The 23,514-nt window shown below is 58.2% G+C and carries 23 protein-coding genes and 4 tRNA genes; 13 read left to right on the top strand and 14 right to left on the bottom strand.

Annotated elements, in window-relative coordinates; all coding sequences use genetic code 11:
* The first annotated feature begins 33 nt into the window (after window positions 1-33).
* The 5 genes from ACIPQ1_RS08220 (at window position 34) to ACIPQ1_RS08200 (ending at window position 4,210) form a co-directional block, all read left to right on the top strand.
* On the top strand, window positions 34-783 hold the full coding sequence (locus ACIPQ1_RS08220) for a TPM domain-containing protein (RefSeq protein ID WP_446533929.1): 750 nt from the start codon (window positions 34-36) through the stop codon (window positions 781-783).
* 28 nt (window positions 784-811) lie between these two features.
* Window positions 812-1,429, top strand: a complete 618-nt coding sequence (locus ACIPQ1_RS08215) for a TPM domain-containing protein (RefSeq protein WP_186704508.1) — start codon at window positions 812-814, stop codon at window positions 1,427-1,429.
* Window positions 1,430-1,763: 334 nt separating this feature from the next.
* Window positions 1,764-2,981 (top strand): class I SAM-dependent methyltransferase, encoded by a 1,218-nt coding sequence (locus ACIPQ1_RS08210; protein ID WP_411386722.1) that lies wholly within the window; start codon window positions 1,764-1,766, stop codon window positions 2,979-2,981.
* A 231-nt stretch (window positions 2,982-3,212) separates the two neighbouring features.
* Window positions 3,213-3,794, top strand: a complete 582-nt coding sequence (locus ACIPQ1_RS08205) for a DJ-1/PfpI family protein (RefSeq protein ID WP_186704510.1) — start codon at window positions 3,213-3,215, stop codon at window positions 3,792-3,794.
* Window positions 3,795-3,865: 71 nt separating this feature from the next.
* Entirely contained in the window at window positions 3,866-4,210 is a 345-nt protein-coding gene (locus ACIPQ1_RS08200) for a YegP family protein (RefSeq protein ID WP_250962708.1), read from the top strand.
* A gap of 215 nt (window positions 4,211-4,425) precedes the next feature.
* Here ACIPQ1_RS08200 and ACIPQ1_RS08195 read toward each other — a convergent pair whose 3' ends face one another.
* Window positions 4,426-5,445: a DUF4917 family protein gene (locus tag ACIPQ1_RS08195; RefSeq protein WP_446533928.1), complete on the bottom strand. Its 1,020-nt coding sequence runs from the start codon at window positions 5,443-5,445 to the stop codon at window positions 4,426-4,428.
* Window positions 5,446-5,587: 142 nt separating this feature from the next.
* Here ACIPQ1_RS08195 and yiaY point away from each other — a divergent pair, with 142 nt between their 5' ends.
* Window positions 5,588-6,736: an L-threonine dehydrogenase gene (yiaY, locus tag ACIPQ1_RS08190; RefSeq protein ID WP_446533927.1), complete on the top strand. Its 1,149-nt coding sequence runs from the start codon at window positions 5,588-5,590 to the stop codon at window positions 6,734-6,736.
* A gap of 41 nt (window positions 6,737-6,777) precedes the next feature.
* Here yiaY and ACIPQ1_RS08185 read toward each other — a convergent pair whose 3' ends face one another.
* Both ACIPQ1_RS08185 and ACIPQ1_RS08180 read right to left on the bottom strand, forming a co-directional pair.
* Window positions 6,778-7,941 (bottom strand): MFS transporter, encoded by a 1,164-nt coding sequence (locus ACIPQ1_RS08185; protein WP_446533926.1) that lies wholly within the window; start codon window positions 7,939-7,941, stop codon window positions 6,778-6,780.
* 13 nt (window positions 7,942-7,954) lie between these two features.
* Window positions 7,955-9,190 carry an aminotransferase class I/II-fold pyridoxal phosphate-dependent enzyme gene (locus ACIPQ1_RS08180; RefSeq protein ID WP_250962712.1) on the bottom strand — a complete coding sequence of 412 codons (1,236 nt, stop codon included), beginning with the start codon at window positions 9,188-9,190 and terminating at the stop codon, window positions 7,955-7,957.
* Between the two features lie 307 nt (window positions 9,191-9,497).
* On the opposite strand from ACIPQ1_RS08180, the gene fos reads away from it, so the two are divergent.
* Window positions 9,498-9,914 carry a fosfomycin resistance glutathione transferase gene (gene fos / locus ACIPQ1_RS08175; RefSeq protein ID WP_250962713.1) on the top strand — a complete coding sequence of 139 codons (417 nt, stop codon included), beginning with the start codon at window positions 9,498-9,500 and terminating at the stop codon, window positions 9,912-9,914.
* A 27-nt stretch (window positions 9,915-9,941) separates the two neighbouring features.
* On the opposite strand, the gene ACIPQ1_RS08170 is transcribed toward fos, so the two are convergent.
* Window positions 9,942-10,226 (bottom strand): type II toxin-antitoxin system RelE/ParE family toxin, encoded by a 285-nt coding sequence (locus tag ACIPQ1_RS08170; protein WP_250962714.1) that lies wholly within the window; start codon window positions 10,224-10,226, stop codon window positions 9,942-9,944.
* On the bottom strand, window positions 10,216-10,455 hold the full coding sequence (locus tag ACIPQ1_RS08165) for a CopG family ribbon-helix-helix protein (protein ID WP_250962715.1): 240 nt from the start codon (window positions 10,453-10,455) through the stop codon (window positions 10,216-10,218). The genes ACIPQ1_RS08170 and ACIPQ1_RS08165 overlap by 11 nt, the downstream gene beginning before the upstream one ends.
* A 244-nt stretch (window positions 10,456-10,699) precedes the next feature.
* Here ACIPQ1_RS08165 and ACIPQ1_RS08160 point away from each other — a divergent pair, with 244 nt between their 5' ends.
* The 3 genes from ACIPQ1_RS08160 to ACIPQ1_RS08150 all read left to right on the top strand — a co-directional run bounded on the left by ACIPQ1_RS08160 (window position 10,700) and on the right by ACIPQ1_RS08150 (window position 13,885).
* The gene (locus tag ACIPQ1_RS08160; protein WP_446533925.1) at window positions 10,700-12,049 is read left to right on the top strand and encodes a diguanylate cyclase domain-containing protein; all 1,350 of its coding nucleotides are present in this window, start codon (window positions 10,700-10,702) and stop codon (window positions 12,047-12,049) included.
* Between the two features lie 344 nt (window positions 12,050-12,393).
* Window positions 12,394-12,897, top strand: coding sequence for a DUF4142 domain-containing protein (locus ACIPQ1_RS08155; RefSeq protein ID WP_411386727.1), 504 nt, complete (start codon window positions 12,394-12,396; stop codon window positions 12,895-12,897).
* A 79-nt stretch (window positions 12,898-12,976) separates the two neighbouring features.
* A complete protein-coding gene (locus ACIPQ1_RS08150) occupies window positions 12,977-13,885 on the top strand; it encodes an SDR family oxidoreductase (RefSeq protein WP_207965300.1) in 909 nt (302 codons plus the stop codon).
* Window positions 13,886-13,930: 45 nt separating this feature from the next.
* Here ACIPQ1_RS08150 and ACIPQ1_RS08145 read toward each other — a convergent pair whose 3' ends face one another.
* The 8 genes from ACIPQ1_RS08145 to ACIPQ1_RS08110 form a co-directional block, all read right to left on the bottom strand.
* Window positions 13,931-14,335 carry a low affinity iron permease family protein gene (locus ACIPQ1_RS08145; protein ID WP_446533924.1) on the bottom strand — a complete coding sequence of 135 codons (405 nt, stop codon included), beginning with the start codon at window positions 14,333-14,335 and terminating at the stop codon, window positions 13,931-13,933.
* A gap of 155 nt (window positions 14,336-14,490) precedes the next feature.
* On the bottom strand, window positions 14,491-16,320 hold the full coding sequence (locus tag ACIPQ1_RS08140) for a hypothetical protein (protein ID WP_446533923.1): 1,830 nt from the start codon (window positions 16,318-16,320) through the stop codon (window positions 14,491-14,493).
* A 92-nt stretch (window positions 16,321-16,412) separates the two neighbouring features.
* Window positions 16,413-17,795, bottom strand: coding sequence for an MATE family efflux transporter (locus tag ACIPQ1_RS08135; protein WP_411386729.1), 1,383 nt, complete (start codon window positions 17,793-17,795; stop codon window positions 16,413-16,415).
* 104 nt (window positions 17,796-17,899) lie between these two features.
* Window positions 17,900-17,977, bottom strand: a tRNA-Lys gene (locus tag ACIPQ1_RS08130).
* Between the two features lie 50 nt (window positions 17,978-18,027).
* Window positions 18,028-18,105 (bottom strand) — tRNA-Lys (locus ACIPQ1_RS08125).
* A 50-nt stretch (window positions 18,106-18,155) separates the two neighbouring features.
* Window positions 18,156-18,233: transfer RNA gene (locus tag ACIPQ1_RS08120), tRNA-Lys, on the bottom strand.
* A gap of 50 nt (window positions 18,234-18,283) precedes the next feature.
* Window positions 18,284-18,361, bottom strand: a tRNA-Lys gene (locus tag ACIPQ1_RS08115).
* Window positions 18,362-18,501: 140 nt separating this feature from the next.
* A complete protein-coding gene (locus ACIPQ1_RS08110; RefSeq protein ID WP_446533922.1) occupies window positions 18,502-19,575 on the bottom strand; it encodes a D-isomer specific 2-hydroxyacid dehydrogenase family protein in 1,074 nt (357 codons plus the stop codon).
* A gap of 690 nt (window positions 19,576-20,265) precedes the next feature.
* Between ACIPQ1_RS08110 and ACIPQ1_RS08105 the strand changes: the two genes are divergently transcribed.
* Entirely contained in the window at window positions 20,266-20,412 is a 147-nt protein-coding gene (locus tag ACIPQ1_RS08105; RefSeq protein WP_207965305.1) for a hypothetical protein, read from the top strand.
* Window positions 20,413-20,649: 237 nt separating this feature from the next.
* On the opposite strand, the gene ACIPQ1_RS08100 is transcribed toward ACIPQ1_RS08105, so the two are convergent.
* Window positions 20,650-21,279: a LysE family translocator gene (locus tag ACIPQ1_RS08100; RefSeq protein ID WP_250962724.1), complete on the bottom strand. Its 630-nt coding sequence runs from the start codon at window positions 21,277-21,279 to the stop codon at window positions 20,650-20,652.
* A 146-nt stretch (window positions 21,280-21,425) separates the two neighbouring features.
* Between ACIPQ1_RS08100 and ACIPQ1_RS08095 the strand changes: the two genes are divergently transcribed.
* Window positions 21,426-21,899, top strand: coding sequence for an Lrp/AsnC family transcriptional regulator (locus ACIPQ1_RS08095; RefSeq protein WP_434705280.1), 474 nt, complete (start codon window positions 21,426-21,428; stop codon window positions 21,897-21,899).
* 484 nt (window positions 21,900-22,383) lie between these two features.
* A partial coding sequence (locus tag ACIPQ1_RS08090) for a calcium-binding protein (RefSeq protein ID WP_446533921.1) occupies window positions 22,384-23,514 on the top strand: 1,131 nt, incomplete at its 3' end.

Raw genomic sequence — 23,514 nt, 5'->3', positions numbered from 1 at the left:
TGGGAGCAAGCTCGCTCCCACACAGGAGTTCCAATGCGAGTGTTGAAATTCGGCCTGGTGCTGTTGCTCTGGGTCTTTACATTCACGGCCCAGGCCGAATTGAAGTTTCCGGAACTGACCGGGCGAGTGGTGGATGCCGCCCAGATGCTCGACCCTTCGGTGCGCGCGCAACTGGACATGCAGCTCAAGGCCCATGAACAGGCGACCGGCGAACAGGTGGTCGTCGTGACCCTGGCGGACTTGCAGGGCAGCAGCATCGAGGACTTCGGCTATCGACTGGGGCGCCATTGGGGCATCGGGCAGAAGGATAAAAACAACGGCGCGCTGCTGATCGTCGCCCGGGATGACCGTAAACTGCGCATCGAAGTGGGTTATGGCCTGGAGGATCGCCTGACCGACGCCCAGAGTTCGGTGATCATCCATCAGGTGATCACGCCGGCCTTCAAGACGGGCAACTTCAACAAAGGCATCAGCGACGGCGTCGCGGCGATGCTGGTGGTGCTGGGCGGCAACCCGCTGGACGAGCCGGCGACTGCTTACAATACGGATGGGCAGCAGGGCGATTTTGTCGAGCGTCACCCGGGGCTGTTCATCTTCCTGGTGATACTGTTTATTTTGACGATATTGGTCTGCCAGATGCTCGGTATCCTGCCGACCGGGCGCGGTGGCTCCAGCGGCTCGGGCGGCTACGGTGGCGGAGGCTTCGGCGGTGGAGGCGGTGGGGGCGGCTTCAGCGGCGGTGGTGGCAGTTTTGGGGGCGGCGGTTCGTCGGGCGGCTGGTGATAATAATAATGAGCAGGCACTTTTAACCATGGCATTACTGACTGAACACGAACAACGCAAGGTCGCCGAGGCCATCGCCCGGGTCGAGCGGCATACCGACGCCGAACTGGTCACGGTGCTGGCCGCTCGCGCCGACGACTACGCCTATATCCCGCTGCTGTGGGCCAGCCTGCTGGCCCTGGTGGTGCCCGGCGTGGTCCATTACCTCAGCGGGTGGCTGGCCGTGCACAGCCTGCTGCTGGTGCAGTGGGTCAGTTTCATCGTGTTGTGCCTGGTGTTCCGCATCCCCAAGATCACCACGCACCTGATTCCCCGTTCCGTGCGCCACTGGCGGGCCTCCAACCTGGCGCGCCGGCAATTCCTCGAACAGAACCTGCACCACACCGTGGGCAGCACGGGCGTGCTGATCTTCGTCTGCGAGGCCGAGCGGTATGTGGAAATCCTCGTCGATGAAGGCATCTCCAAGCACCTGGACAACACCTGCTGGGACGCCATTGTCGCAGCGTTCACCCAGCAGGTTCGCCAGGGGCAGACCTTGCAAGGTTTCGTGACGTGCATCGAGGCCTGCGGAGAATTGCTCAAGGAACACGTGCCGCTGACCCAGGAGCGCAATGAACTGCCGAATCGGTTGGTGGTTTTAAGCTGATTGTCGATCACCATGGCCAGAGCCGCTTTTGTGGCGAGGGAGCTTGCTCCCGCTCGGCTGCGAAGCAGTCGTAGATTTGCGAGCTCGTTGCCCGACCTTGGAACCGATGGGGACCGCTTCGCGGTCCAGCGGGAGCAAGCTCCCTCGCCACAAAAGCTCCAGTGAGCCACAAATGCCCCAGTGAGCCACAAAAAGTTCAGTGAGCCGCAAAAGCCGGGCCTTCATAAAAAGGGCCTGGATTTTCTACCACTGGGGAAATTCCCCGTGCCCTCGCTGCCCATCCCCCCTAAAATACCCGCCATTCCCGATCCGCCCGCCCCGAGGCCGCTTGTTCATGTCCGCCACCGCAACTCCAGCCCGTCCCGCGCCGGATCACCACGCCCAATTCATCGAGCTGCTGCGCACCAGCCTTGAACAAAACGCTTTCATCAAACTGGTACTGGCCAAGTACGTGGGGGACGAAGCGGACCTCCAGCGGCTGATCATCAAGCAGCTGACGGTCAAGGACCAGCCATGCCTGTCCTTCGTCTACCGCTACAAGACCCGCGACATCACCAAGAATTTCCCACTGGCCGAAGGCGTGGACACCATCGCCGCGCTGTTGCCGGCGTCGTTCAAGAACGCGCATTTGCTGGCGGTCACCGACGAGGCGCAGCTGGAGTACAGCAAGAAGGGCAAGAGCTCGCTATTCAAGAGCAAGCCCCAGCAACTGCGGGAAGTGCCGTCTGCCGAGCACAACCGTGAGAAAAATCGCTTCCTCGACCTGAGCCGGCCATTTTTGGCTGACCTGGGCGTGACCAACCACAAGCACGAGCTGATTCCGGCGATGTCGCGCAAGTGGAAGCAAATCAACAAGTTCATCGAGGTCTTCAGCCATGCGCTGACGTCTTCGCCCCTGGCCTTGGACAAACCGGTGCGGGTCTCGGATTTCGGTTCGGGCAAGGGCTACCTGACCTTCGCCATCCATGACTACCTGCGCAACACCTTGCAGGCCGAGGGCGTGGTGACAGGGGTCGAGCTGCGCGAAGACATGGTCAAGCTCTGCAACGAAGCCGCCGCGCGCCTGGAGCACCCGGGCCTGAGCTTCCAGCACGGTGACGTGCGCAGCGTGGCGCCGAGCGCGGTGGATGTGATGATCGCCTTGCACGCCTGCGACATCGCCACCGACTACGCGATCCACATGGGCATTCGCTCGGGCGCCTCGATCATCATGTGCTCGCCGTGCTGCCACAAGCAGATCCGCCTGCAGATCCAGAGCCCGGCGCTGCTCAAGCCGATGCTGCAATACGGCCTGCACCTGGGCCAGCAAGCGGAAATGGTCACTGACAGCTTGCGGGCGCTGTTCCTCGAAGCGTGTGGCTACGAGACCAAGGTGTTCGAGTTCATCTCCCTGGACCACACCAACAAGAACAAGATGATCCTGGCCGTCAAACGCGCCGAACCGGCGGACCCCACCGAGCTGCTGGCAAAAATCGAAGAACTCAAGGCCTTCTACCACATCACCGAGCACTGCCTCGAAACGCTGCTGCGGGCGGATGGTTACCTCGCCTGACAACACTGACCTGAACCCTGTGGGAGCGAGCCTGCTCGCGAAGAACGATAACGCGGTGCATCTGACAAACCGCGTTGTCTGATTCGCGAGCAGGCTCGCTCCCACAAATGTTCACCATCAGCGAGCTACGATGCAGCCCGTCAGCTCGCGGCCAGAGATTCTCCCCGTTCTGTTACAGCGGACTACCTTTAATGCGTCCACCCCTCACGCATTCCCAAAGGAGTCCTTCCCATGGCCGCCAAGAAAATCCTGATGCTGGTCGGCGATTACGTCGAAGATTATGAAGTCATGGTGCCGTTCCAGGCCCTGCAGATGATCGGCCACACCGTGCACGCCGTGTGCCCGGACAAAACCGCAGGCCAAACGGTGCGCACGGCGATCCACGATTTCGAAGGCGACCAGACCTACAGCGAAAAACCGGGGCACTTGTTCGCCCTCAACCATGACTTCGCCAACGTCCAGGCCGCCGACTACGACGCGCTGCTGGTGCCGGGTGGCCGGGCGCCGGAATACCTGCGCCTGAACGAAGCCGTCCTGCAACTGGTGCGTGATTTCGATCTGGCGGGCAAGCCGATTGCCGCGGTGTGCCACGGTGCGCAATTGCTGGCGGCGGCGGGCATCCTCGAAGGGCGCGAATGCAGCGCCTACCCAGCGTGCGCTCCGGAAGTCCGGCTGGCGGGCGGGACCTATATGGACATTCCCGTGACCCAAGGCCATGTCCAGGGCAACCTGGCGACCGCACCGGCCTGGCCTGCGCACCCGAACTGGCTGGCGGGATTCCTGACCCTGCTGGGCACGGCCATCACTTTGTAGTAACGGACTGGCGGGACAAGCGCAGCGGGTCTTTACTCTCGGGGCATGTCCTCATTGCCTGGAGAACAATCATGTCCGGATGGTACGAAGTCAGCAAAAGCAGCAGCGGCCAGTTTCGTTTTGTGCTCAAGGCGGCCAACGCCGAGACAATCCTGACCAGCGAGTTGTACACCACCCGCAGTGGCGCCGACGGCGGCATCGCTTCGGTGCAGAAAAACAGCCCGTTGGCCGAACGCTATGAACTCAAGACCACCAAGGACGGCCACCCGTACTTCAACCTCAAGGCCGGCAACCACGAAGTGATTGGCAGCAGTGAGGCGTATTCATCAGATGCAGCCCGGGACAAAGGCATCGCTAGCGTCAAGGCCAATGGACTGACGACGGTCATCAAGGACAAGACGGTGGCTGCGCTCTGAATTCATCTCTATGGGAGCTTGTTCCCGCTCGGCTGTAAATGCTGTAGGAGCTGTCGAGTGCAACGAGGCTGCGATCTTGTCCCAGACAATTGAGTCTCAAGGCGAAAGATCAAAAGATCGCAGGCTTCGCCAGCTCCTACAGAGCCGAGCGGGAGCAAGCTCCCTCGCCACCCACGCTGACCTGAAGGGTTGAGCTTAAGGTCAGCCTTGCGAGGCTAAACCTCCACCGGCACCGACAATTTCGGATCGCCCAACGGATGGCTCTTGGCATCGAAGAAGTGCAATTGTACGTCCAGCCCCTCGAACACCTTGGCGTAATGCCGCTTCTGATGCTGGATGAACGCCTGGCTTCGCGGATAGATCGAAACCGCCACGGTTTTCGGGGCGGCCAGGCGCAGGGCATGGACAATGTGCCGATCCTGCTCGCCCAAGGCATGGCCGAACAGGCACAGATTATCGCCATGCTGCAACAACTGGTCGTAGCAGAACGACAGGTAGTCGCTGCTGCGGATGGTCTTGAGCTTGTCGGTGCTGGGACCTTCATTGACGAACAGCGGCACGTCGTCGAGGGTCTTGATCGTGTTGTTGATGGCGAAACTGCCCAGCAAGGTGCCTTCGGTGGACGTGAGCTTGCGCGCCGTGCCGTCCTGGTTGCGCACCAGGTGCAGGCCGCCGTGGAGGTACAGCAGGCGCGGTTTGTCCGCGCTCGCCTGGCTCAGGTCGAAACTGTGGTCATCGCCAAAGAACAGATCGCTGAGGGTCTCGGCCCCATGCTGGATCGCCCAGTAATTGAGCAAGTCGTAATTGGTGGTGAACACCGTGCGGTAGCGGCTCAGTTCCTGATTGATCGTCGCCAGGGTCGATGGCTGCACCAGCCGCCACGGGATATGCACCGCGTGCACGGTGTTGATCAGCGCCTCCTTGATTGCGTAATAGCGGTTACGCGGGGCGGCGGAACTGACGGCCAGGGCCTTGTTGACCCGGCTGGTGGTTTTCAGCGCCCCGAGCACCTGTTCGAAGCTGCGCGTCTGCATCGCGTCGAACACGCTCAGTTCCGACGGGCTCAAGGGTTTTTCCTCGACGGTGCGGGCATTTTCGAACAGCGAGTCATAGCCGAAATCGTCCCACACCGCACGGCTGGCGCCATTGCCCAGCAGCAGGCCGCTGAAGGCAGTGTCGGCGCGCAAGGCCTCCCAGTCTTCGAGCCGGGTGTCGTATTCCTGGAAATCGGTCATCGCAAGGATCATCTCAAAACGTGGCAAAGGCAGGCCGCGACTTTATCACGACCCAGTCTTGAGCCAGATCAAGATACGTTGTGACTACTCGGTCAATCCTGTACGCCCCTGCCGATTCGGCCTCTTCCAGGAGCGTGACCCCATGAGCAGCACTTTTTTCATTCCCGCCGTGAACATCATGGGGCTGGGCTGCCTCGATGAAGCGATGACCGCTATCCGCAACTACGGCTTTCGCAAAGCCCTGATCGTCACCGACGCAGGGCTGGCCAAGGCCGGCGTCGCCACCAAGGTGGCCGAGTTGTTGGCGCAACAGGATATCGACTCGGTGATTTTCGACGGTGCCAAGCCCAACCCGAGCATTGCCAATGTCGAGCTCGGGCTGGGCTTGCTCAAGGAAAGCCAGTGCGATTTCGTCGTGTCCCTGGGCGGCGGTTCACCCCACGATTGCGCCAAGGGCATCGCCCTGTGCGCCACCAACGGCGGACAGATCCGTGACTATGAAGGGGTGGACCGTTCGAGCAAGCCGCAACTGCCGCTGATCGCCATCAACACCACGGCGGGCACCGCCAGCGAGATGACCCGTTTCTGCATCATCACCGACGAGACCCGCCACGTGAAAATGGCGATTGTCGATCGCAACGTGACCCCGCTGATGTCGGTGAATGACCCAGCGTTGATGGTGGCGATGCCCAAGGGCCTGACGGCCGCCACTGGCATGGATGCGCTGACCCATGCGATCGAGGCTTATGTCTCCACCGCCGCCACGCCGATTACCGATGCCTGCGCCCTGAAGGCCATTACCCTGATCAGCAACAACCTGCGCCTGGCCGTGCGCGACGGCACCGATCTGGCGGCGCGGGAAAACATGGCCTATGCGCAATTTCTCGCGGGGATGGCGTTCAACAATGCGTCGTTGGGTTTCGTGCACGCGATGGCGCATCAACTGGGTGGTTTTTACGACTTGCCTCACGGCGTGTGCAATGCCGTGCTGTTGCCCCATGTACAGAGTTTCAACGCCTCGGTGTGCGCCGCTCGCCTGACCGACGTGGCCCATGCCATGGGCGCCGATACACGGGGTTTCAGCCCGGAAGAGGGTGCCCGGAACGCTATTGCGGCGATCCGCAGCCTGGCCCAGGACGTGGACATTCCGGCCGGTTTGCGTGATTTGGGCGTGCGCCTCAACGACGTTCCGGTGCTGGCCGCCAACGCCTTGAAAGACGCGTGTGGCCTGACCAACCCACGGGCGGCGGACCAGCGGCAGGTCGAAGAGATTTTCCGCAGCGCGTTCTAGGCTTTGTATGAAAAGTCGCGCAGGCACTTTTCGTAAAAAGCCTAAGCGACCCGGGGCGGCACGAACCTCACACAGAGCATCGCCGTCGCCCCCAGCAGTGCGCACAACGCCGCCAGCGGCCAGGCTTGCTGGCTCAACAGCAGGCTGGCCATGGCGCCGATCACCGACGCCATCAGTTGATGCAGGAACCCGCTCAATGCCATGGCATAAGCGCCGGCCACCGGTGAGCCTTCATTGGCCAGGGACAGGCTGATGGGGTAGATCAACGACTGGCCGAACACCGCGAAGCAGTAAGGCAGCCAGAAGAGCAACGCGATACCGCTCAGGGTGAGGCTGCCTGCCAGCATGGTCATGCTGCCGCCGAGCACCAGCGCGATGCCCCAGCCCATCATTCGCCGTTGACCGGTGCGCAGCACAAAGGCATTCACCGCCAGTGCCCCGAGCAGGTACGCGGCACTGATCGGCCAGCCCAGCAAGCCGTATTCAATGGCCGACCAGTGGAAGCTCTCCTGCAGGATCAGCGGCGCGGCGGTATTGAAGGCGACGATCACGCCGTAACCCAGCCCACCGGCCAAGGCCGGCAGCAGGAACGCCCGCTGCCGGAATATCTGCCCGTAGATACCCCACGCCGATTGCCCGCTGCTGGCCTGTATCAGCACCGGGAAACGGGCCCTGGACACCGCCGCTGCCATGGCCAGGCTGACGGCGCCCAATCCCTGGAAAATCGCCTCCCAGCCGAAAGCCGCCTGGATCAGCGAGCCCAGGTACTGGCCAATACCGAGGGCAATCACAAAGGCGATCGATATCCAGGACAGGGCCTTGGCCAGCAGGTCACCGCTGAAGCTGTCACGAATCAGGACCCGCGCCATCACCGAGATACCACTGGCGCCGATGCCCTGGATCAACCGAAGCGTCAGGAACGCCTCGATTGTCGTGCCCAGCGGCAAGGCCAGGTTGCCCAGGCCGTACAACCCCAAAGCCACCAGCAAGACCGGCTTGCGCCCCAGGCGCTGGCTCAGGCTGCCCCACAGCAACATGGGCAGCGCCATGCCGATCAAGTACACCGACAGGCCCCATGACACCCGGGACGTGTCGGCACCGATATCCCGGGCGATATCCGGCAGGGCGGGCAAATAGATGCTCATGCCCAGTTGTGCCAGGAAGACGGTGGTGCAAGTGACGATCAGGGTTGTACGGTTTTTCATCAAGCGTCCTGTCTCAGGGGCGGAGGTCACGCCCGTGGGTCAGCAGCAGTTCGGTGATCTTTTCGCAAAACGAGCGAATCACGTCAGGCTCCATGTCGGCGCGCAGGGTAATGCGAATGGCGGCCTTGCCTTGCGGCACCACGGGAAAAAACACCGCCGAGGTGAAATACCCCAGTTCGGCCAATTCGATCGCCAGGCTGTTGGCCAGGGATGCTTCACCGCAAGGCACCATACGGATCGCCATGGGAGTGCCGCGCTGTCCGGTCCGCACGAGGCTGTCGAAGAGGCGGATATTAGCCTGCAAACGCGCCTGCAAGGCGCTGAATTCCAGACTGCGGTGCAGGCGGATCGAAGCCATGCCGGCACCGATGGCCGCTGCGTTCAGGCTCTGGGACCAATTGCTCGGTCCACCGTAACGCTGCACCAGCGCCTTGTGCCGTTCACTGCCAAACATGACCAGCCCGCCACTGGCGCCGAATGACTTGGCCAGCGAGGCGACGACCAGGGTGCGCTCGTCCACCGCCGGGATGCGCGAACGGACAAGGCCGGCGCCGGATTCCCCGACCGCAGACAGGGCGTGGGAATCGTCCAGGTAAAGAAACAGGCCATAGCGCTGCTTGAGGTACATCAGGCTGTCCAGGTCCGCCATCCCGCCCATGCTGTAGGCGCCGTCGGCTACATACGCCACCTCGCGCTGGCGTTTGCACACGTCCTCGATGAAATCCATGTCGTTGTGCGGGCAGGTGATGACCTGGGTTTCGTCGGCGCAGGCGGCCTTGCTGTGGTTCATCGAATAATGGGCCTGTTTGTCGAACACCATGACGGGCGCCCGATTTTGCGTGAATGCGCCGCTGGCCAGCAGCGGCAGGATCCCGGCGCTCGCCGCACTGCAAGACAGGGCGCTGAGGCAACTGGCGCCAAACAGCTCCGATAACTGGGTTTCGTACTGGTCCAGGATCGCCAGCTTGCAGCGATTCCTTGAATTGGCGACCCGTAGGGTCCCGGCTTCCCACAGGGCGGTCATGGCGCCGTCCAGCAGCGCGGGGTGATAGTCCAGGCCCAGGTAGGACGTGGTGCAGAAGTGATGAAAGGTCCGACCGTATTGGTCGACCAGGACGTTGGGTGTCCTGACCTCGACATTCAGGCCTGAGACTTTCCCGGCTTCGGTGCTCTGCCAATCCCGGTCTGCGAGGGAAATGAGCTTGCGGTAGTTGGTGAAGTAATGAGGTGATTGAGCCGTCTGGTTCATGGTGCGAGTACATTCCTTGGTGGAGGGTGCTGTCCGTGGGGTGTTTCGATTGCGGCGTGTTTCCAGACTTTACAGATTGTTGTGCAGGGCTTTGAATCGGCTGTTTCCGGCGTGCTTGCGTGTCACTGGAGATTTCTGCGTAGGACTTTGCCTAGTGGCCTGTACGGTTAATTTGAGTGCACGAATTAGCCACACAGGCCACTAGGACCTTGGACGGGGAATCCATCGGTGATGTCGGAGCCTGGGAGCATCCTCGGTTTGCCCCAAGCCCGCTGGGTTATCACTCTTTTCGGAAGGTAGCTTGCTGATGCTCTCAGGTCTCAATCATCTGACCCTTGCGGTCACCGATCTGGATCGCAGTGTGGCTTTTTATGGCGAGCTCTTGCAGCTGCGTCTTGAGGCCAAATGGAACAGCGGGGCGTATTTGTCGCTGCCGGGGTTGTGGTTGTGCCTGTCTCTCGACCCGTTACGCGGGCCCGAGCCGGCGGCGGACTACACCCATTACGCGTTCAGCATCGGCGCCGACCATCTCCCGCTGCTGGTGGCGCGGCTGAACGCGGCCCAGGTGTCGTCGTGGCGAGACAACCGCAGCGAGGGGGATTCGTTCTACTTTCTCGACCCCGACGGGCACAAGCTGGAGGTCCATGTGGGCGACCTCGCGTCGCGGTTGAAGGCTTGTCGGCAGGCACCGTATGCCGGCATGGTGTTTTTTACGGAGTCGTGACGGGGCGTTGCGAGTCGAGTTATTGGCCTACCAGGCGTTGGGCGGCAGCCGTCGCGTATGGAACAGTCGCAGGATTTGCACGCGCCCGTGGCGAACGCGATAGGGAATCAGGTACGGACGGTCGGGGACAACCCATTCACGGGTTCCCGCCAGGCGGCCTTCACGACCGGACGCTGGGAATTGGGCGAGTTGCTCGACGCTCGTGAGGATTGCCTTGATGAAGTGCGCCGCTGCTTTTGGATTGTCCAACGCAATATAAGCGGCTTCGTCGTCCAGATTCTTGAGGGCAGTACGCAGCCACTCAACCTGCATTGTTCATCCATTTTTCGGCAATCGCGTCGACATCCTCGGGGCTGGCGAAATCACCCGCATCTGCCTCATGCAAGGCTTCTTGGATTTCCTTGATCTGCCAGGCTTCACGGGCCAGGTATTCGCGTAGCGCATCGACTGCCAGGAACGACTTGCTGCGCCCGGTAGCCTTGGCCAATACCGCTAGGGTTTCGGCGACTTCATCGGGCAATCGCAATGACATGATGGACATGATGGTCTCGATGTAGTGGTTTGTAATACAACATACTACACGTCCTTAGAGAGTCGCCAGCCCCGTTGGTCTTCATCGTCTGTGTGAATGTTCGTCTCGATATCGACGCTCATCCCCTACGGTTGATTGCCTGCGCTATCCTCATCGGTATTGGCCGCGTCGGTCTCGCTGGTTGTGTCGGCGTCACGAACTGACCATCCCCCGCTTCGCTCACCGCTGCATTACCCGGATGACCTCCAGCCCCATGGACACTTCAAGTTCCGCGCCGCTGGCCAGCTACATCGACCTTCTGCTGGACGCCGTGTGTGCCGTCGACGGTCAAGGGCGTTTCGTGTTTGTCAGTGCCGCCTGCGAGCGTATTTTCGGCTACACCCCGCAGGAGCTGATCGGCCAGCCGATGATCGATCTGGTGCACCCTGCCGACCGCCAGCGGACCCTCGAGGCGGCGCGGGAAATCATGGGGGGCGAGCCCAAGCTCAATTTCGAGAACCGCTACCTGCGCAAGGACGGGCGGGTGGTGCACATCCTGTGGTCGGCGCGCTGGTCGCCGTTGGACCAACTGCGCATTGCCGTGGCCCGGGACATCACTGAACGCAAGCAGGCCGAGTCCCGGCAAGCGGCGTTGTATGCGATTTCCGAAGCGGCCCATGCCGCGGCTGACTTGCTGGCGCTGTTCAAGCGCATCCACCTGATTATTGGCGAGTGGCTGCCGGCGCTGAATTTCTCGGTGGCGCTGTATGACGAACAATGCTCACAGTTGAATTTCCCCTATCACGTCGATGACCGGGAAGGGCAGCCCGAATTGCCGGGCACGGTCACCGGGCGTTTGTGCGCCGAGGTGATTCGCAGTGGCCAGCCGATCCTCCTGACGCCCGGTGGCAGCTCGTTGCCTGCGGGGTTCGACGACCTGATGGCGCAACCGGACGCGCCATGCTGGCTGGGCGTGCCGCTGAACGCCCAGAGCGGCACGATTGGCGCGCTGATCGTCAAGAGTGCGCCGGACAACGAACGCTACACCGAACAGGACAAGGAGCTGTTGCAATACGTTTGCGCACAAATCACCGTCGCCATCGAGCGCAAGCAGTTGCACGCCCGGTTGCAGCACATGGCTCAGTACGATCAGTTGACCCAGGTGCCCAACCGCGAATTGCTCCGTGAGCGGTTCAAGTGCGCAGTGGCGGCCGCTCGTGCTGCGTCTGGGCGCATGGCCTTGCTGTATATCGACCTGGATCGTTTCAAGCAGGTCAACGACACCTATGGCCACGGCGTGGGCGACATGCTGCTGCAAGCGGTGGCCAGTCGCCTGAAGGGCTGTATCCGCGACACCGACACCGTGGCGCGTATTGGTGGAGATGAATTCGTGGTCCTGCTGCACAGCATCCAGGCCTTGGAGGACGCCCATCGCGTGCAGGACAAAATCCATCATGCACTGGCCCAGCCGCTGCGTCTGGACGGGCATTGCTTGAGTATCGAACCGAGCATCGGCGTGGCCTGCTTTCCCGACCATGGCACTGAAGACATCGCACTGTTCCGCCACGCCGACGAGGCGATGTACGCCGCCAAACGCCACAATCACCGGGCGTTCGGCATCTGAAAACGCGTCACCGTTCGTCGTGGCGCCCGCAGCTTTCTCAAACCTTCAGCCCGCATCCCATTCGAATATAGGGCAGGGCTCGCGCGCCCGGCATTCACGAATACGGAGGGCTGAACCATGCCTGGTTCAAGCAGTATTTATCCGACAAACAGTGCCCATGATCGAACGAAGGTGTCCGAAGCAGGTCGCAAAAGTGGGAGAACCACCATCACGACCGTCGATAGAAGCCCGTCGAAAGCCGAAATTGGCCGAAAGCCGGGTCGGACGTGTCGCTGAATATTCTGGGTTGGTTCTGATTCAAGGTGGATAACCCACCAGAACTTTTATCAGAGGAGGGCGCGATCATGAGCCGTATGGCCAGTTTATTTCGCACCACCAGTCTCGTCGTGCTGATGGGCCTGGGTGCCAACAGTGCCTGGGCCCAATCGCCTGTCGAATTCATCAACGATGCGTCTGCCAAAGGCATGGCCGACATCGAGGCCAGTCGCATGGCCCATGGGAAAGCCGAATCCAGGGAGGTCAAGGACTACACCATCATGGTGATCAACGACCGCACCACCGCCAATCAACACCTGGCGAAGATCGCCAAGAAGCTCGACTTGCCTGTCGCCCCCCGGGAAGAAGTGGCTGACAAGGCCAAGACGCTGATCCCGCAGGTACAGGAAGGCGAGTCGTTCGAGGCCGCGTATGCTGCCAGCCAGATCAAGGCGACCGAGGAGGCCATCGCGCAGATCCAGCAGCAAGCCCAGACCACCGAAGTGCCGGAAATCAAGGCTTTCGCCGACGAAACCCTGCCTAAATTGCAGACCCATCTCGAAATGGCCAGGGCGCTGCAGGCCAGCCGTTGACCTGCCGCGTCCGGTTTTACATTCAGGACCGGGACGTCAGCGTCCCGGCAGATTTTGCCCGCCGAAAAGGAGAACCTCGATGTCCACACGCCGAGAACCCAACCAATACGCGATGCAGAACCCGCTGACCCAATATCCTCGCCCGGAATTTCCCGACCAACCGCAATCGCCGCCTGGCATCGATCAGGACATGCTGCCGCAACCCGATCATGGCGAAAAAAGTTACCAAGGTTTCGGCCGCCTGGAGGGGCGCAAGGCGCTGGTCACCGGTGGTGACTCGGGGATTGGTCGCGCCGCGGCGATCGCCTACGCCCGGGAAGGTGCCGATGTGGCGATCAACTATCTACCCAGCGAAGAGCGCGACGCCCGGCAAGTCATTGAGTTGATCGAAGCCGAGGGCCGCAAGGCGATTGCGATTCCTGGCGACCTCAAGGACGAAGCGTTCTGTGTGCAAATGGTCAAGATGGCGCAACAACAGCTCGACGGGCTGGATATCCTCGTAAACGTTGCCGGTAAGCAGGAAGCGCAAAAAGACATTGCCGACATCACCACTGCGCAGTTTGACGACACCATGAAGACCAACATCTATGCGATGTTCTGGATCTGCAAGGCTGCGGTGCCGCTGATGCCGGCGGGAGCGACCATTATCAATACCGCCTCGATCCAATCCTACGACCCGTCCGCGACCTTGCTGGATTATGCCACCACCAAAGCGGCCATCGTAGCGTTTACCAAGGCGCTGGCTGGACAGGTCATTGGCAAGGGCATCCGGGTCAATGCCGTGGCACCGGGGCCGATCTGGACCGTGCTGCAACCGAGCGGCGGTCAACCTCGGGAAAAGATTCCCACCTTTGGCTCCCAGGTACCGATGAAGCGCCCGGGCCAACCGGCCGAGTGCGCGCCGCTCTATGTCCTGCTGGCATCGCAGGAGTCGAGTTACATCACCGGGGAAGTATTTGGCGTGACGGGCGGTAACCCGCTGCCTTGATACCTGACAGATGCGCGAGTGGTTGGCGCCACTCGCGCATAGGCATCAGCACTGGTTCAGGTCGATCTTGTTCTTTTGTTCCACGCCATCAAGGCCCTTGGCTTCGTCCTTGCCCATGTCTTGATAGTGCTTGCGCAGCGCTTCAAGTTGCTTGAGGTCTAGCGACTCGAGGCCGAGCATTGCGTTCTGTGCGTCCTTGGACGCCCGCAGCAATTCATCTACTTTCAAATGCAAGATGTCCGTATCGCGGTTCTGGGTGTTCTGGATCAGGAACACCATCAGGAAGGTGATGATGGTGGTCGAGGTGTTGATGATGAGTTGCCAGGTGTCGTTGAAGCCGAAGAAAGGTCCGCTGGCGGCCCAGATCGACAACAACACGATGGCGCCTAGAAAGGTTTTGGGGCTCCCCGCCCAAAGGGATAGTTTTTGCGCGACTTTTGCGAACGTCATTGCCGTGTTTCCTTATTGGATGCACCTGTCTGGTCTGACAGCAACGAGACGGCGAAAATTCTACTCACATTTCAGCCGGTCCCCCCTCGTTCATCGTCCGGCACGATGACAGTCGCAACCAGTGCTCCTGCCGCAGGTCCCCCTGAAAACCCTCATCAATCCAATTTTATTATGAGGCAGCTCACTATACCGGACAGGTTGTTCCCGAAAGATTCGAAGAACGGTATGAGTCCATGCGGCATCGCCTGATAGATTTCCATCCCGTGATAAAAGCGCCGCAGATAACGAGGCTTCACCGGTAGCCCCATATGAAAAATCGCCTGGGTTATGAACTGCTTTGGGACATTGTTGTAGGTCGCCTTGCAGTTAATGTAATAGGCGCTCAATCCACAGCGCTTGGCGAATTCAGCAACGCTGTCCAAGATGTCCCGCACCCGTTCTTCAGATTGCAGCAAGCGGCCGCCGCCCTCGACGCCGTCAAGCAATAGCCCGGGCACACCTTTGACATCTGCCACGGCAATCAGATTGATACGGCCAATGCGCCGCCCTTGATACCAGACATACAGGCGACATAAATTCGGCTCAACCAAATATCCTGGGGCATTGTTGACAGCGTAGTCACCGATACCGGTACAGGAATAAAACTCGTCGGAGCGACTGTAGTCCTGCCATGGGTTTCTGTTCCAGGTACTAATGAAGCCCCGCTGCCTTGATTGACGTTCCCTTAAACCCTCCCAATCCTTATCGTCGAGATAGGTTCTGATACTTGTTATATTTTCAGGCTCTGCCGATCCAACGCTGTCTCTGGGGAAGGCTACATCTATCATTGACCGCAAGCGGGTTTCGGTGTACTCGGCGTGTCGGTCGAACAATGATTTGTTCCGGTGCACCAAGGTTTGCCGGGCGCCTTTGTCGTAGGTCGCTTCTATAGCCTGTCCTATCAGCGCCCTGAAACGGGCAATACCCATTTCCCCGCCCCAATAGTTGAACGGTAAAAACCAGGCGCCGGCATAAGAATCGGTGATGTGCGCGCGCGCATTGGCGAAAGCGTGTTGCTGTTCGAACCACTTATTGAAATCGTCAATCGCCAACTGATACCGCATATTCTCGATTGTTCGAGAGTCCATGAAGTTTATATTGGAAATGATCGCAGAGATTAACCCTCCATCGAATACCCCGGGTGCATCGATATGCGAGGTCAGACTCGCGGCATCCAATTGATCGAGCGAAGCGGCGATGGTACGCACCACCCCGACCTCCGGCAAACCATTGACCAACAGATAATGGAAGTAGTCGACGTTGTTGTCTGACAGCGCATCAAGACGGTTGTGTACTGTCTGAATGCTATGGTGTTCAAATACCACATCAGCATTTTCCAGCAACGCAACGGCACCAAAACTGCCATAACGAGCGTGCACGGCGCAAATCAATGCCACCAGCGCATCCAGGTCCGTGGCAGGCAAGTGCCGATAGTAGTTCTTGATATGAATGAGCAAAGGGGCGCAGCAAGGGCCTAATGCATCCTTGTGGCGTAGCACGCAGTCCATGGCGGCCTGATAATAAGCCACGCCTACGGCCTCAAGGATCGACTCCAGATCATCGCACGAGGCAGAGTCGGATGTGCCGATCAGGTAGGACAGGCCGCGTGCAGATTGATCCTTGATGGCCAACAGGAATTCTACGAACGCCTGCATATCCAAGTGACGCTTGAGCAGTGGGATCTTTTCTATCAGATACGCCGCGACAAAGGCGCTGTTGCGTTCCAACTCAAGAATGCCGGGCAAGAACCACGTCCATTCCTCATCGCTGAGTTCAAGTATATGGACATGATATTTAAGTACATTGTTGACCAGCGCATCATCGCAGGCAGCAATCCTTGACAGTAATTCACCTACCGCCGTCGCAAGCTCGGCGTCATGTAACTGCTCAAGGCAGTTGATTGAAACTTCATAAGCGTCGATGTAAGTAGCCAGTACTTCACGCATACGCATTTCCCCTCATACCAACCGGTGATGGTTGCAAAAGCTTTGATGATCAGCCTCTCGGCCTGTCTCGACAGGCGTGATGAATGTGGCGACTAGTCGTGTGTAGGGCTTGCGCTCAGTAACGGGCTGTTGGGTTTGGTGACCCGTACCAGCCGTACCATCAGCATCAGCAGCGAAAGGAGATGGCTGAGAATCAATGCCACCCATAGGCCGACTACGCCTTGATCCATGTTGAACGCCAAGTGATATCCACCGGCCACGCCGATCAACCAGGCGGTAATGATATTGATAAGGAAGGGCACCTTGGTATCTTCCAAACCCTTCAATGCGCCCAGCAGCATGACCTGGACGCACTCAACGACGATGCTCAGCGTCGCCAGGCAAACAATCAGGTTGAACTGGGTTAGAAGATCAGAGTTCGAGGGGGCTTTGACGTCGAAGAACATGGATGCGACCAACGTGGAGTCGAAAAATACGATAAAGGCAAAAGGCAACAAGACCAGTATGCCGACCATGGATGCCACCGCCGTCAGTTTCCGCACCTTGTGCACGTTATCCAATGCATGCTCTTGAGCGACACGAATGGCAATGGCTTCACGAACCCCTTCAACCAGCATGTATATTGGAAAGATATAGGAGAACACCAGTTGCGCCGCTGCCAGCTCCAACGTGCCCACGTTCTCTGTAAAGAACATAAGGACGATGAACATCAGTGAAATGACCAAGCTATTGGCGGAGAGTGGCAACCCCATCGCCAGGTATTTTTTAATCAGGGAAAGTTTAGGTGCCGCCCAGCCCGTGAAGATTGCGTATGCCTTGGCGGATCTGCGATTGCTCAGGGAGTAGAGCCCGATCTCCGCAGCCAGCATTCCCCAGCTTACCAAGGAGGTCGAAAGTCCCGCACCGTATGCACCCAGCCGCGGAAAACCGAACTCACCGAGAATCAGTGCGTAGGAAATCACCGCTTTAAATACGCTGGCAAACAGCGTGATATAGAAAATGGACGAAAAGTCGGAAACCGCCGCCGAGTGGTCCCGCAGGACGCAAAACAACGCTAACGGCAAGATTGAGTAGACCGCGCCTTGTGCGTATTGATCAGCCTGGAAAGACACCGCTGGGTCTATATTGAAGGCAAGCAGCAAACTGCCAAGGTTCAAGGTCAGCAGAACGACTGGCAGGCTAAGTAGAACGCACATGTAGAAACCATGTTGCACATGCACTTCCACGGCCCGTTTGTTCTGGATTGCGTCGTACTTGGCTGAAAAAACCGCAACCATGCCAATGACGCACAAGCAAATGACATTGGCGGCGTCGAAAACAATGCGAGCACCTAAACCATAGCCAGCGATTTCATCCGCACGAAAACGGCCCATGAATACGGAGTCAACGAATGCCATCATGCTCTCAATCAGATAGACGATTGAAAGTGGTACCGCAATTTTGATGATGCGCCGACTCTCTGCAACCCACTGCATATCCTGCATCCTTCATTCAAATCACCACAGACGAGAAGATATAAATGCTTGCAAGCTATTTAAATTGTCTCGCGCTGAGCTGAACAAACCGAGCTTCCGATAATTGGTGGAGGAGAGTGAGACTCGAACTCACGACCACCAACTTAAGTAGTTGGCGCCCAAGCCACCGGGCGTTCTCCCCCGTTACATGCCTTGCCTCTCGAACGCGAAGCAACCGCGACCGAATAAAAAATGGTGGAGGAGAGTGAGACTCGAACTCACGACTACCAACTTAAGTAGTTGGCGCCCAAGCCACCGGGCGTTCTCCCCCGTTACATGCCTTGCCTCTCGAACGCGAAGCAACCGCGACCGAATAAAAAATGGTGGAGGAGAGTGAGACTCGAACTCACGACTACCAACTTAAGTAGTTGGCGCCCAAGCCACCGGGCGTTCTCCCCCGTTACATGCCTTGCCTCTCGAACGCGAAGCAACCGCGACCGAATAAAAAATGGTGGAGGAGAGTGAGACTCGAACTCACGACTACCAACTTAAATAGTTGGCGCCCAAGCCACCGGGCGTTCTCCCCCATTACATGAGGTGTGTGTCGGCCGCGAATGACGACGACCGAAAAAAAGCGGTGGAGGAGAGTAATCCCAATTCACTCCACCCATTTAAGTCGCTTAAGTCCGCTGAAGACGTTGTTGCGTTATAGCGTTATTCACGCCACTCAGTCTTTCAGTACTGCGGCGTGGAATGAAACAGCGCTGGCACGTTGTGCATGCTTGGCCATATCCAGGTTCCGGTTGTAAAGATGTTCGTCTGTCCCATGCTTGAGATAGTGCATGACCGAGCTGATTGCCACGCCCGCCATCTCATCCCACACGGCAGCGGTCGACGCACCTATGTAGGGGGTGCAGATGAAACGGTCATCAGGCAGCTCAAGCATGGCGATCGGCATATTGATCGCCTCGCCATTCTTGATGAGTGGTGGCATATCCCAGTTCTTGTCGTCGAACGCGGCCCCTGCAATTTTCTGCTCGAGCAGGGCCTTGTAGAGTGCCCTGCCATCAACCAACGAGGCCTCTGATGTATTGATCAGAATGGCGGAGGATTTCATCAGGGCAATTTCCTGCTCCCCAATGAGGCCCAAGGTGGAGTCGTTGTACGGACAGGCCAGAATCACAACGTCACTACTCTCCAGCAAGGAGGCCATCGACAAGCGTTGGGCCTGGGTATCGCGTTCTATGTCGGGCTTCTGCGAGTTAGCGGTGTAGACGATCCTGGACTTGAACGCATCGTGCATCATCCGGGCAACCCGGGAGCCGACCCTGCCCAAACCGATGATGCCAATCACCGCATCCTTGAGAAGCGGAGTATCCATTTCATGCAGGCGACCTTTTTTCTGTTCGGTGTGGAAGTAGATCAATTTTCTTCTTAGCCCAATAACCAATCCCATGAGGAACTCGCCCATGGCTTCGTACATCACTTTCAAGTCTGGCGTATTGGTAACCGAGATACCCAGGCGGTCAGCTGCTTCAATATCGACCAAGTGCTCGGCCCCTGTAGCCAGGCATGCCACGAGCTGCAATTGGCCAGCGTGCTGCAGGATCTCTTCGGTCAATATTTCCTCACCGGCTTGAATGTAAATATGTGCCTCGGTGATTGCAGAGATAATCCGCGCCTGATCAGGAAATGATTCATGGATCAAGTTTACGTCGTAATGCGTTGAATTAAATTTACAGATTTGGTTTTGATCCAGGCGATCAGCTCCGGAAATAACTACTTTGATGCGCTCTGACACGGCAATACCCTAGGATGTAGTGTTGCGAAAACGGTTTTTAATATGAATATAACGTACGTTCAAGTGGCTGCAGAGAAGGGTGTCAACATGAAATATATCCTTTTGGATCTGGCGTTTACTACGCCAAAGAGTAGTCAGTGATCGTTGTTTCGTGGGTAAGGTTTTCAATGCCTTGAAAATGCATTGCCATATAAAATGATAGTTTGTTTTGGGTGTCAAATTTCTCTTTGTAAGTTTTTAAGGCTTGATGGGGTTGCTCGTCGGTGGGCGTTTGTTTGTACGCTGTTGATGGTAAGCTCCACGGATAAGCGTTGTCTGTCTGAATAATAGTTTTGTTTGTTCTGATTGTGTTGGAGTCCTGTGTTGCATTGTTTTTCAATGTCCAACAAGTTGTTTCTCGGGAGCGGTTGTTCTGCCATGACAGAGCCAGTGACGGAGAATGGAGGTGGCATTATTTCGAACCGCCAACCTTAATGATTGCGACGTGGCGCTTGATTGGTGCCGTACGTGACACATTGGGCCAGCCGTCGGCGATCAACTAGGATTGCGCCTGTGGGTGCGACGGCAACGAGGCGGTGAAACAGCAAGTCGCAAACATCCGCCGTCATTCATCGCCCGGCACGATGGTCATTCGCAACCATTGGGTCTCTTGCAGGTCACTCCTGAAAGTCCTCATGATTGGAGTACACCATGAATTTCATCCGCACCTTCTGCCTCGCCTGCTGCCTGTTTGCCTTGCACGGCTGCTTCGACAACTCGGATAACGAGACCAAGGACAATACTGACGGCACCAAGTCTTCGGTGCAGATGCAGGAGTCCAAGTCTGAAGATAAATAGATGTCATAGCCCTGGCGTGGCTAAGAAAAACTGAGGGAGCGAGCTTGCTCGCGAATGCGTCGGGTCAGCCAAGATCAATGTTGAATGACACACCACTTTCGCGAGCAAGCCCGCTCCCTCAGGGGATTTGCGGTGAATGCGTTACCTGAGAACAACTCGGAAAATGTGGGAGCAAGCTTGCTCGCGATGGCGTTTGATGTTCATCCCACGATCACCGCGTTGGTTTATCCACAGCAACTATGACTGCTGTACAAACGTCAGCCGTACCGCAAACCCAATCAAAAGACTCCCAAACAACCACTGCTGCACGCGCTGGGCCGAAGGCGAGCGCTGAAGCCAGCGGCCGAGTGCCACGCCGACCAACGCGTAGGCGCAGTCGAACAGCAGGCCGACGCCGACCAGCACCACGCCCAGGATCGCGAACTGCCCCAGCACCGACCCGGCCTGTGGATCAATGAATTGCGGTAACAACACCGAGCAAAACAGCAAGGCCTTGGGATTGAGCAGGTTCGTCAGCAGCCCGCGTTGAATGGCCTCGTAATAATGCCGTTTCCCAACCTCGACAGTGGCGCCTTCAAAATTCGGCAGCAACGTGGTCCGAAGGCATTGAAAACCAATCCATAACAGGTAGGCAGCACCGGCCAGGCGGACAACATCGAAGGTCCATGGCGCGGTCTTGAACAAGGCCGAAAGCCCTAATGCCGCCAACGCAACATGACACCCACGAGCAACTCCCAGGCCCACCGCCGTCGCCAACGCCGCGCCCCTGCCCTGACGGGCACCGGTTTGCAGCAGCAGGATCATGTCCGGCCCGGGCAATAGATACGCCACCGTCAACGCCATCAAAAACAACCCGAGCCCTGCCATGCCACCCCCCTTTTTATCAACGATTCGCAAGTGCCAAGTCTATGGCTGACGGGCAGGGCAGGTGGTTGCGAAGACAGCTTCTAAAGCGTCTGAAATTGGCATAACCTGCCAAGCATCTGCGTCATCCAATCGGAAAATGCCAACTCATGAAACTGGACGCTTTCGATCGCAAAATTCTCGTCGCGCTGCAACGCGACGGGCGCCTGAGCAACGTGCAACTGGCTGAAGAAATCGGCCTGTCCCCGTCACCCTGCCTGCGCCGCGTGCGGATGCTCGAAGAGGCGGGGGTGATTCGTGGTTACCAAGCCGTCCTGGACCGCGACGAAGTGGGCCTCGGGCTGACGATCTTCGTCGGCGTCAAGGTCGAACGGCACAACGACGAGCGAGCCGAAGCATTTCGCCAGGCAGTGACGGCATTGCCCGAAGTGATCTCGGCGTTCCTGGTATCGGGCGAGTCGGATTTTCTATTGCAAGTCGTGGTGCCGGACCTGCGGGCTTATGACCGTTTTGTCACGGGGCAGTTGTTGAAATTGCCCGGGATCAGCGACATCCGGAGTAACTTTGCGATTAATACGGTGAAGACGCCGGGGGCGTTGCCGTTGGGGCATTTGCCAAATTGAGCGCTCCGCGCTCAAGCGGGAGCAAGCTCCCTCGCCACAGGGCTCATTTATTCCCAAGCCGTATTGTCTCTCTTCCCGGTAAAGATCCTGTTGTCGGGTTTGCGCAACGTCTCGCGATAGTCGTCAGCACGCTACCCTCCCTTAGGCATCAGACTCTTGTGTAAGGCGATGTTGTCGTGCTATCACGCAAGGACGTTTGATGCCCGGTTAACTTCCCAGTAGGGGAGGCGTTTTGGATGGAACTCAGCATGGATCGGCTGCGCCTACACGCAATTGATGTAAAAAATCAAACATGTCCCGTTTCGTCACATCGGGCGGTTTTTGTCATGCCTGAAATTTGATAAATGCCACTTAAATTGCCCATTTTCTAGACGAAATGTCCGCTCAAGCTTTACTGGCCACAGCCGAAATTCTTGCTGCGGTTTTCTAAATAAACACTGATTTTACGAGACCTCCTCTACCATCCTTAAAGCAAGGAAGAAAAATGGCAGTTATTAATGGAACAGCTGGCGCAGATGCACTGATTGGCACCGCAGCGGATGATGAAATCAACGCGCTGGGCGGGAACGATGTCATCAAGGGCACTGCTGGCGCAGACAAAATCGATGGTGGTGCGGGTTTAGATACCGTTGACTATTCGGCGTCTACTGAAGGTATCAGTATCGATTTGCGCCAGGGTACTGGACTTGTTGGACGGGGGGGCGACGCAGAGGGCGATATCCTCATCGGTATCGAAACCGTCATCGGCTCCGCCTTCAACGACGTGCTTTCCGCAGGTCCGTACACCATTGCCACAGCGGTACGGCTGGAAGGCGGGGCTGGCGACGACATCTACAACATCAACATGGGCCAGACTCCCACCATCATCGAACAGGCCGGTGGCGGCAACGATGAAGTCCGCGTGTCGGTGATCAATCCCAGCGGCACGGTCCTGGCGGCCAACGTCGAGCGCATGACCTATGTTGGCACTGGCGCATTTACCGGTTACGGCAACGACAGCGACAACATCATTACCGGCGGTTCGGGCAACGACACCTTGTTCGGCGGCGCGGGCGCGGATCAGTTCATTGGCGGTGCCGGCCATGACATCGCGGGTTATACCGACAGCAAGGAAGCGGTGAGCATCAACCTCAAGACGGGTGTGCATAGTGGGATCGCGGCAGGTGATACCTACACCGACATCGAGGCGATCAGGGGATCGAACTTTAACGACACGTTCGTGGGTGATGGTAGCGGTATTGATTTCGACGGCGGTGCCGGAGTCGACACGGTCGATTACTCGGGCTCGACGGCCGGGGTAAACGTCAACGTCCGTCTCGGGACGGGCACCGCAGGAACGGGCGGGGATGCCGAAGGCACTATTTTAACGGCTATCGAAACGGTCGTAGGCTCCGCCTTCAACGACGTGCTTTCCGCAGGTCCGTACACCATTGCCACAGCGGTACGGCTGGAAGGCGGGGCTGGCGACGACATCTACAACATCAACATGGGCCAGACTCCCACCATCATCGAACAGGCCGGTGGCGGCAACGATGAAGTCCGCGTGTCGGTGATCAATCCCAGCGGCACGGTCCTGGCGGCCAACGTCGAGCGCATGACCTATGTTGGCACTGGC

This window comes from Pseudomonas sp. LARHCG127, assembly GCF_052871455.1.
The sequence above is the reverse complement of the archived record's forward strand: the minus strand, read 5'-3'. Positions and strand labels throughout refer to the sequence as shown.